A 6716-nucleotide genomic window follows, 5' to 3' on the forward strand; every position below is an offset into this window, starting at 1 on the left:
TCTCGCCCTACCAGACCAATCCGCTGGGGATCAACCCCCTGCGCAAGCTGCTGGAGCGTGAGGTGGATTTCAGCCTGCTGTGCTCCGCCCGCACCGGCGTCGTCGGCCCCAAGGTGTTTGTGTGTGCCACCAACGTGCGCACCGGCCGGGGCGAGATTTTTTTTGGGCCCCGGCTCAGCGCGGATGCGGTGATGGCGTCGGCCTGCCTGCCCATGCTGTTCAAGGCGGTCGAGATCGAGGGTGAGGCGTACTGGGACGGCGGCTATTCCGGCAACCCCGCGCTGCACCCGCTGATCTACCAGACCGATACCTCGGACATCCTGCTGGTGCAGATCAACCCCGTGGAGCATCTGGACGTGCCCAGCAGCGCCTCCGAGATCATGGAGCGCATGAACGAAGTCACCTTCAACGCCAGCCTGTTGGCCGAGCTGCGCGCCATCGAGTTCGTTCGCCGCCTGCTCGCCGAGGGCAAGCTCGACGCCCGCCGCTACAAAAGCGTGCGCATGCACCGCATCGATGGTGGCTCGGTGCTGGCGCCCTTCGGGGCCGACAGCAAGCTGCGTGCGGACCTGGCCTTTGTGCGCAAGCTGTTTGCGCTGGGCCGCACAGCGGGGCAGGAGTGGCTGCACGCGCACCGCAAGGACGTGGGCGTGCGCCCCAGCATCAAGATCGCTGACAATGCCTAGGGATGTCCTGCATAACTCCCTGCGGTCTGTGATAGCGCGGTCTCGGGCGGTCCGCTGCGTTGTTTTTTTGGCCAATAGCACAGCTATTGGCTGCAAAAAGACGCCTTGTGGCCCATCCCTATCCGCACTCCCACCGACTCGCGAGGGTTATGCATGACATCCCTCGCTCACGCGCGAGGCGCCCTCAGGGTTGATCCGCGCCTGTACCCCTGATTCCTTTTGCTCCGATCCCTCCCATGCACGATCCCAACTGCCTTTTCTGCAAAATCATCGCGGGCCAGATCCCTTCCAAGAAGGTTTATGAGGACGAAGAAATTTTCGCCTTCCACGACATCCACCCGTGGGCGCCAGTGCATTTCTTGATGGTGCCCAAGCTGCATATCCCTTCCATGGCACAGGTCACCCCGGAGCATGCCGGGGTGTTGGGGCGCATGATGGCGCTGGCGCCAAAGCTGGCACTGGAGCAGGGCTGCAACCCGTACCCGGATGGTGGCTTTCGCGTCGTGGTAAACACGGGGCTTGAAGGTGGGCAGGAAATTCACCACCTGCATATCCATGTCATGGGCGGCGCCCGTCCGTGGCTCAAAGGCTGAACCAGGCTGACGATCGTGCCATGTTGAGAGGTGTCGGCTTGCCCCGGCACTGAACTCCTGTCACGCCCCCCGTCTAAAATGATTGCAATTCGTTAGGAGATATTTCATGGGCTCTTTTTCCATCTGGCACTGGCTGATCGTGCTGTTGATCGTTGTGATGGTGTTCGGTACCAAGAAGCTCAAGAACATGGGCTCTGACCTGGGCGGCGCCGTCAAGGGCTTCAAGGACGGCATGAAGGATGGCTCGTCTGACGCACCTGCTGCTGCCACGCCCCCCGCTGGCCAGGTGGCCAACAGCCAGGCCGCCGACAAGACCACCATCGATGTCGAAGCCAAGCAAAAGAGCTGAGCTGGTGCTGCTGACCCGCTGCCTTGGCCTGCATTGCGCTGGCGCCTGATCCATGATTGATATTGGCCTGTCCAAAATGGCGCTGATTGGCGCCGTGGCGTTGATCGTCATCGGCCCCGAGAAGCTGCCCCGTGTGGCCCGTACCGTTGGCACCTTGCTCGGCAAGGCGCAGCGTTACGTGTCCGATGTGAAAGCGGAGGTCAACCGGTCCATGGAGCTCGATGAGCTCAAGAAGATGAAGGACACGGTGGAGAACGCCGCGCGCGACGTGCACAACACCATCCAGACCAGCGCCAGCGAGTTCGAGAAAGACTGGACCGATGCCATCGATTCCAGCAACAACGCCGACCTGCGGGAGCAGGCGGCCGTGGTGCCTGCCTACAAGCACCCCGGCAAGAACTGGCGCCTCAAGCGTGGTGCGGTGCCCCAGTGGTACAAGGCCCGCAGTGGTGTGCGCACCAAGGCACAGTCTGGCGCAGCCCGCGTAGCACGTTACCGCCCCCAAAAATTCCACTGACGCAGCCTGCGGCGCCCCGTGCGCTGCATGGGCGGCCCTGACGCCCACGAAAACCCACCATGTCCGAAACCCCCACCAAAGAAGACGAACTGGCCGGCACCGAGCAGCCGTTCGTACAGCACCTCATGGAGCTGCGCGACCGGCTGGTCAAGGCCATGATCGCCATCGCCATTGCGGCAGCGATCCTGTTCTTCTTCCCAGGTCCCGGCGCGTTGTATGACTTTCTGGCCGCCCCTCTGGTAGCCCACCTGCCCAAGGGGGCCACGCTGATCGCCACTTCGGTGATTTCGCCGTTCATGGTGCCGCTCAAGATCTTGCTGATGTCGGCGTTCCTGCTCGCGCTGCCTTTTGTGCTGTGGCAGATCTGGGCTTTTGTGGCACCCGGTCTGTATTCGCACGAGAAAAAGCTGGTGCTGCCGCTGGTGGTGTCCAGCACGCTGCTGTTCTTCATCGGGGTGGCGTTTTGCTACTACCTGGTGTTTGGCCAGGTGTTCGCGTTCATTCAGAGCTTTGCCCCCAAGAGCATCACGGCCGCGCCTGACATCGAGGCCTACCTGAGTTTTGTGCTGTCCATGTTCCTGGCGTTCGGCATGGCGTTTGAAGTGCCGATTGCTGTGGTGGTGCTGGCCCGCATGGGCATCGTGAGCGTGCAAAAGCTGCGCGAGTTTCGCGGCTATTTCATCGTGCTGGCCTTTGTGGTGGCCGCCGTCGTGACACCGCCCGATGTGGTGTCGCAGCTGTCGCTGGCCGTGCCCATGTGCCTGCTGTACGAGGTGGGCATCTGGGCCGCGCAGATCTTCATCAAGCACACCCAGGCGCCCGAAGAGCCCGGGGAATCCGCTTCCGCATCCTGACCTACCAGCCCCGCAGGCTGGCGGGGTTGCCCTGGGGGGTGATGCGCGGATCGCGTCCGTGGTGCTCCACCTGGGCGATGAGACAGAAAACACAATAAAAATAGCTGCAAGCGCTAGTGAGATATGCGCTGGCAGCTATGTTTTTTATAGTGCTGTGAGGACTCCAGTCCTTCAGAGGGTGGGAAACTCCTCACCCGCTTGTGGACCCTTCCGGTTGGCCTTTTTTTCACCCCGGTTTGGCTCTGCCGGAGGGGCCCCCAAGCCGACGACCTTCGCCTGCTTCGCCCCCAATCGGCAGTGGTGACGGCTTGTCTCCGCCCTGTGATGACCGGGCAGAGCCCGGCTCGCTGAAGGCTCAGCGCCTTACATTGCGCTGTGGCCGGGGGCGCACGCCTGGGTTGATGCTCAGCTCCACGCGCTTATCGGCCCGTTGCACGTCAAACGCCGCAGCCTGGCCCGGCTTGAGTGCCGCCACGGCCGTCAGCAGCTGCGACACATTGCCCACGCTCTTGCCGTCCACGCTCACGATCACATCCCCCGGGCGCATGCCAGCCTGGGCGGCGGGGCCGTCCTGCAGCACGCCGGTGATGATCACGCCCTCGGTGGCCTTTTTGACGCCAAAGGTTTCTGCCAGTTCGGGCGACAGCTCGTTGGGCTCCACGCCAATCCAGCCGCGCGTGACCTGGCCGTCCTTCACGATGCCATCGAGCACCATGCGGGCTGTGGACACCGGAATGGCAAACCCGATGCCCATGCTGCCGCCCGAGCGCGAGTAGATCGCGGTGTTGATGCCCATGAGGTTGCCGTTCACGTCCACCAGCGCACCGCCCGAATTGCCGGGGTTGATGGCCGCGTCGGTCTGGATGAAGTTTTCAAACGTGTTGATGCCCAGCTGGCTGCGGCCCAGCGCGCTCACGATGCCGCTGGTCACGGTCTGCCCCACGCCGAAGGGGTTGCCGATGGCCAGCACCTGGTCGCCCACATCCAGGGCGTCGGAGTTGCCCAGCACGATGACGGGCAGCTTGTCCAGTTCGATCTTGAGGATGGCCAGGTCGGTGTCGGGGTCGGTGCCGATCACGCGCGCACGGGCGCGGCGGCTGTCGGTGAGGGTCACCTCGATCTCGTCAGCACCTTCCACCACATGGTTGTTGGTGAGGATGTAGCCCTCGGGGCTCACGATCACGCCGCTGCCCAGGCCGGCCTGCGCCTGGCTGCCTTGGTCACCAAAGAAAAACTGGAACCAGGGGTCGTTGCTGCGCGGGTGGCGCACTTCCTTGCTGGTGTTGATGCTGACCACGGCCGGAGCTGCCTTGCGCGCCGCACCGCTGAAGCTGCCCGCCGCGGGCTGCGAAGGCGGCGTTGCAGGGGCCTCCAGCAGCGCAATACCCGCCCCGGAGCGCGTGGTGCCCCGGCCCAGCCAGTCAGGCTGGAGCGTGGCGACAACAAAGTAGGCCGCAACGAGGACCGTCACGGACTGGGAAAACAACAGCCAGAGTCGCTTCATGAAAGGTGCTTGCCGGTGGTAGTACAGGGTGTGGGCGACGGAGGTGGACGCTGCAGGTTCGCCGTGGCGGCCTGGGCGCTCCCTCTCACACAGGATTGTCTCCGAATGTGGGGGCGCGAACGGCGCGCCACAATAGCGGCATGAGCATTCACCGCAGTCAACTTTTGCAGGCGTTTGACAGCCTGCTGCAACCCGAGCGCTTCAAGGACTACGGCCCCAACGGCCTGCAGGTCGAGGGCAAGGCCGAGATCCGGCGAGTGGTCAGTGGCGTCACTGCCAGCCGTGCACTGATCGAAGCCGCCATTGCCGCGCAGGCCGATGCTATTTTTGTGCACCACGGCCTGTTCTGGCGCGGGCAGGATGGCCGCATCACGGGCTGGATGAAGCAGCGGCTGCAGCTGCTGCTGGCGCACGACATCAACCTGTTTGCGTACCACCTGCCGCTCGATGCCCATGCCGAACTGGGCAACAACGCACAGCTGGGCCGGGTGCTGGGTTTTGCCGCCGATGCGCGGTTTGGCGAGCAGGACCTGGGCTTTGCAGCGCCAGCGGCGTTCGACAATGTCCAAGCCGTGGCCGACCATGTAGCCCAGGCGCTCGGCCGCCCCGTGACCCTGGTGTCGCCAGGTGGCGTGGGCGGTGGTGCCGCTGCACGGCGCCCCGTGCGCCGCGTGGCGTGGTGCACGGGCGGCGCGCAAGGGTATTTCGAGTCGGCCATCGCTGCAGGGGCGGATGTTTTCATCACTGGCGAAATCTCCGAGCCCCAGGCGCACCTGGCGCGCGAGACGGGGGTGGGCTTTATTGCCGCCGGGCACCATGCCACGGAGCGCTATGGCGCCCCCGCCGTGGCGGCGCATGTGGCAGACCAGTGCGGGCTGAGCCACCAGTTCATCGAGATCGACAACCCCGCCTAGCCCATGGCAAGACACCGCACGGCAAGCAATCACATCGTGCGGATATCCGGTCCATTTTGCTCATTTATTCATAGCTGATAGCGCATGAACAACTAGCGCTACAAGCACTTTTGGCTCCAAACCCATGCAACCCATCGCCATCACCCAGGGAGATCCCGCCGGCATCGGCCCCGAGATCGTGGTCAAGGCCTTTCGCGATGCGACCGATGCGCTGCGCCACTGCTTTGTCGTCGGTGACCTGGCCACTGTGCGACGCGCTGCGGACGCCATCACGCGCCCTGGTGTGCCCGGTGTGCCTGTCGCGCAGATCGGGTCACCGGGCGAAGCAGGGGATGCTCCGCCCCGCTGCATCCCCGTGCTCCAACTGCCCGGGATCCCGGGGCCCCAGCCTTGGGGCGAGATCAGCGCCGCCGCCGGCCGTGCCGCAGCGGACAGCGTGGTCTGGGCGGCGCGTGCCGCATTGCGTGGGGAGGTGGCAGCGCTGGTGACAGCCCCTTTGCACAAGGAGGCCTTGTCGGCCGCAGGGGTGGACTTCCCGGGACATACGGAGCTCTTGCAGGCAGAGGCTGCAGCGCACCAGGGGGTGCCGCTGGCGCGGATGCCCGTGCGCATGATGCTGGCCAATGACGAGCTGCGCACCGTGCTCGTCAGCATCCATGTGTCGCTGCTCGACGCGATTGCGGCGGTGACGCAGGACAACGTGCTGCAGACGCTGCAAATCACCCACGCCGCCTTGCAGCGCAGCCTGGGCCGTGTGCCCCGCATGGGTGTGGCAGGGTTGAATCCCCATGCGGGCGAGGGCGGATTGTTTGGCCGCGAGGAGCTGGAGGTGATCGCCCCGGCCATCGCGGCGGCGCGCGCGCAGGGGCTGGATGTGCACGGCCCGTTTGCGCCTGACACGGTGTTCATGCGCGCGCGCAGCACCCCGCAGCGCGCGGGCGAGTTCGACGTGGTCATCGCCATGTACCACGACCAGGGCCTGATCCCGGTGAAGTACCTGGGGGTGGAAAAGGGCGTGAACGTGACCCTGGGCCTGCCCCTGGTGCGCACCAGCCCCGACCATGGCACGGCGTTTGATATTGCAGGGCAGGGCGTTGCAGATGCCTCCAGCCTGATCGAGGCGGTGCGCATGGCGCGGGCGCTGTGTGGATGACGTCAGCCGCTGAAGCCTTGGGGCCCAGCGCTGATCGAGATCAAATGAACCGCTGAAAATTGCGCCAGCCTGGACGCGGGTGTGCGGGCGGCGCGACCCCCAAAATCCAACGCCACCGGCGGCTGGTGGAGGCAGCGCAGCGGTGG

The 6716-nt window shown here is 64.7% G+C and carries 8 protein-coding genes; 7 read left to right on the plus strand and 1 reads right to left on the minus strand.

The genetic code is table 11. The features are described 5' to 3' along the window. The 5 genes from DBR23_RS01560 to tatC form a co-directional block, all read left to right on the plus strand. Positions 1–686, plus strand: a 686-nt coding sequence (locus DBR23_RS01560) for a patatin-like phospholipase family protein (RefSeq protein WP_233250222.1), incomplete at its 5' end; no start/stop codon positions are given. 236 nt (positions 687–922) lie between these two features. After that, the gene (locus DBR23_RS01565; protein WP_108497079.1) at positions 923–1279 is read left to right on the plus strand and encodes a histidine triad nucleotide-binding protein; all 357 of its coding nucleotides are present in this window, start codon (positions 923–925) and stop codon (positions 1277–1279) included. A 106-nt stretch (positions 1280–1385) separates the two neighbouring features. Continuing rightward, positions 1386–1628 (plus strand): Sec-independent protein translocase subunit TatA, encoded by a 243-nt coding sequence (tatA, locus tag DBR23_RS01570; RefSeq protein WP_056060256.1) that lies wholly within the window; start codon positions 1386–1388, stop codon positions 1626–1628. A gap of 52 nt (positions 1629–1680) precedes the next feature. Continuing rightward, positions 1681–2145 carry a Sec-independent protein translocase protein TatB gene (tatB, locus tag DBR23_RS01575; RefSeq protein WP_056060260.1) on the plus strand — a complete coding sequence of 155 codons (465 nt, stop codon included), beginning with the start codon at positions 1681–1683 and terminating at the stop codon, positions 2143–2145. A gap of 59 nt (positions 2146–2204) precedes the next feature. Next, on the plus strand, positions 2205–2999 hold the full coding sequence (gene tatC / locus DBR23_RS01580) for a twin-arginine translocase subunit TatC (protein WP_056060263.1): 795 nt from the start codon (positions 2205–2207) through the stop codon (positions 2997–2999). A 355-nt stretch (positions 3000–3354) separates the two neighbouring features. On the opposite strand, the gene DBR23_RS01585 is transcribed toward tatC, so the two are convergent. After that, a complete protein-coding gene (locus tag DBR23_RS01585) occupies positions 3355–4503 on the minus strand; it encodes a trypsin-like peptidase domain-containing protein (protein ID WP_056060267.1) in 1149 nt (382 codons plus the stop codon). Positions 4504–4643: 140 nt separating this feature from the next. Here DBR23_RS01585 and DBR23_RS01590 point away from each other — a divergent pair, with 140 nt between their 5' ends. Beyond that, positions 4644–5417, plus strand: coding sequence for a Nif3-like dinuclear metal center hexameric protein (locus tag DBR23_RS01590; protein ID WP_108497080.1), 774 nt, complete (start codon positions 4644–4646; stop codon positions 5415–5417). A gap of 124 nt (positions 5418–5541) precedes the next feature. After that, entirely contained in the window at positions 5542–6570 is a 1029-nt protein-coding gene (pdxA, locus tag DBR23_RS01595; protein ID WP_108497081.1) for a 4-hydroxythreonine-4-phosphate dehydrogenase PdxA, read from the plus strand. Positions 6571–6716: the final 146 nt, after the last annotated feature.

Source organism: Acidovorax sp. HMWF018 (assembly GCF_003061035.1).
GTDB lineage: Bacteria > Pseudomonadota > Gammaproteobacteria > Burkholderiales > Burkholderiaceae_C > Acidovorax > Acidovorax delafieldii.